This is a genomic window from Roseomonas nitratireducens (genome assembly GCF_017813355.1).
In the GTDB taxonomy this organism is placed as follows: Bacteria; Pseudomonadota; Alphaproteobacteria; order Acetobacterales; family Acetobacteraceae; genus Neoroseomonas; species Neoroseomonas nitratireducens.
On the sequence record NZ_JAGIYZ010000055.1, the window covers coordinates 1 to 2,149 of the forward strand.

The window sequence follows — 2,149 nt, forward strand, 5'->3', positions numbered from 1 at the left end:
CGCCCCGGCCGCGCCGCCACGGCTGGCGCCACGCCCTGCGGCGCCACCGCCGCCCGCCCGCCCGTCCGGCGCGATGCCGCCGCGTGCCTGGATCGGGCAGCCGAACCAGGAATGGCGCGAGCGTATCGCGTATGGGGAGTCGCGGGGTCGCGGGGTCGCGGGGTCGCGGGGTCGCGCCGCGATCGACCATGGCTACGGCGCGCGCAACGGCGAGGCGCTCGGTTGATATCAGATGAATGACAGGGGCCTTCGCGGCGCGGGATGGCGGAGCACGAGGGAACGCTGGACGAGGGCGGCGCGCGATGCCGGGGTCCGCAGCGATGCCGACTTCCTCGCCAGCCCCGCCGCGCAGGAGGCCGCGTTCAACGCGTATGTCGCGGACAACGAGCGGCAGTTGCGCGACCTCGGCGTGTTCCAGCGCGCCGACGACCCCGCGCGCAACACCGTTCGGGACTTCGACGGAGCGCCGCTTCGCCTGACACGCAGCGGCCTGGCCGCGGCGGCGCATCGAGAGGGACCGACAGCGGTGCGGAACTTCCTGCGCCGCCGCGACGTGGGGCTTCCACGACCGGCGCCGGTACAGGGCCGCGGCGACCTGTCGTCCTTCAACGAGATCACGCGACGCCTACGCGAATTCGCCGACGTGCCGTACGAGCCCGTGCGGCCATGAGGACTGCGTTGATGCTCCTGTGTCTGGCAATCCCGGTGCAGGCCGCATGGAGCCGCGAGACGCGCCTGCCCTGGCGCTTCATGGACCCCGTCGCCGTCGCCGCCCTCGACGGCGTGCGACGCAGCGCGGAGGTGTACGCGGAGGAATTCACGCGCAACTTCGATGCCGACGACCGTCAGGGGCGCCATCAGGCCGGTCGCGAACCGCTGAACTTCGATGCGACCGATCTGTTCTACGCCATCGCTGACCTCGACGGGAACGGTCGCCCCGACGTGTTTCTCCTGCCGCTCGGGCCCGGTTCGTCGGGCAGCACGGCGCGGGCCATGGGAACCCTGATGCTCCAGGCGGGAACCGGGCACTGGCGGGTCGCTTGCCTGTTCGAGGAACGCGTCGCCGGGGTCCGTCCCGCGGACCCCGGCGTCCTCGTCAGCGCCGCAGGCAGCGGCAGCACCGGCCTGCGGCGCTTCCGCACGCAGACCGGGCCATTCGGCTGGGCACGGAGCGGCGACGGTTCGGACCGAATGGAATGCGTGCCGCTCTACAGCCGGATGCAGGGCGGCAGGATCCGCCCCGGAGAACGGGTCGCGCGGTGGCAGTCGATCGACCGCGCCGCCGCCAGCGCGCTGTCCGATTTCCGCAATTCCGCCCACCCCATCGCCGACGCCATGGCGATCAACCACGAGGGCGATCGCATCGGCGTCGACCGCGCCCCAGGCCGGCCGCGCAACTTCGACGCCGCCTCCGACCTGCTCTACGCCGTGCGGCCGCACGGCCGGGGCAACCTGGTGTTCCTGCTGTTCGACTGGCCGATGCCGCGGCAGGACGGCGGCCCGCTGCCGGGCGTGGTCATGCTGTGGGATGGGCAGGAGGAGCGCGCCCGCATCGCCTGCACCATCCACGACCGCGGCGATCGCGGCGCGGGCGGTGGCGTGACGCTGCTCGATGCGCGCGGCGCGGGACTGCGCGACTTCCGCACGAGCGCGGGCCGCTACGCCTGGCGTGCGGCGCCGGACGGGGCCGGGCCGCCGGAATGCCACCTGGTCGGCCCGCGCTGACGCCGCGGCGGGCGCGCACTTTCTCCCGCGGGCTTTTCCCATTGACGCGGAGAGCAAATTAGGAAAATAATCATACCGAGATAGCCCGCAGGAGGTCACCATGGCAGAGTCCGCCCCATGCGATGACGACCTTCGCAGCCTGATACGCCAGCCCGAATATCGCCGGCCCGGCGCTGCCGGCGACCGGCTGCGCGAGCAGGTGAGCGCCGCCTACGCCGCGCGCTATCCCGGCCCGGGGCCGCGCGAACTGGCGCAGCGCCAGGGCGAGGCGATGGTGCATGTCCGCGCCCATCAGCGCCGCGGCGATGATGGCCGGCCGCACCCGGTGCGCGCCCATGACCGCGCCGCGCCGCCGGCTGGGACCGCACGCGCCCCGGCCGCGCCGCCACGGCTGGCGCCACGCCCTGCGGCGCCACCGCCGCCC

The 2,149-nt window shown here is 73.8% G+C and carries 3 protein-coding genes; 2 read left to right on the plus strand and 1 reads right to left on the minus strand.

Translation table 11 applies throughout. The annotated features are described in order from the left end of the window. The first annotated feature begins 232 nt into the window (after positions 1–232). Positions 233–670 carry a hypothetical protein gene (locus tag J5Y09_RS24120; protein WP_209354401.1) on the plus strand — a complete coding sequence of 146 codons (438 nt, stop codon included), beginning with the start codon at positions 233–235 and terminating at the stop codon, positions 668–670. An 11-nt stretch (positions 671–681) separates the two neighbouring features. Continuing rightward, a complete protein-coding gene (locus J5Y09_RS24125) occupies positions 682–1,725 on the plus strand; it encodes a hypothetical protein (protein WP_209354402.1) in 1,044 nt (347 codons plus the stop codon). A 70-nt stretch (positions 1,726–1,795) separates the two neighbouring features. Here J5Y09_RS24125 and J5Y09_RS24130 read toward each other — a convergent pair. Beyond that, positions 1,796–2,149, minus strand: a 354-nt coding sequence (locus J5Y09_RS24130) for a hypothetical protein (protein WP_209354403.1), incomplete at its 5' end; no start/stop codon positions are given.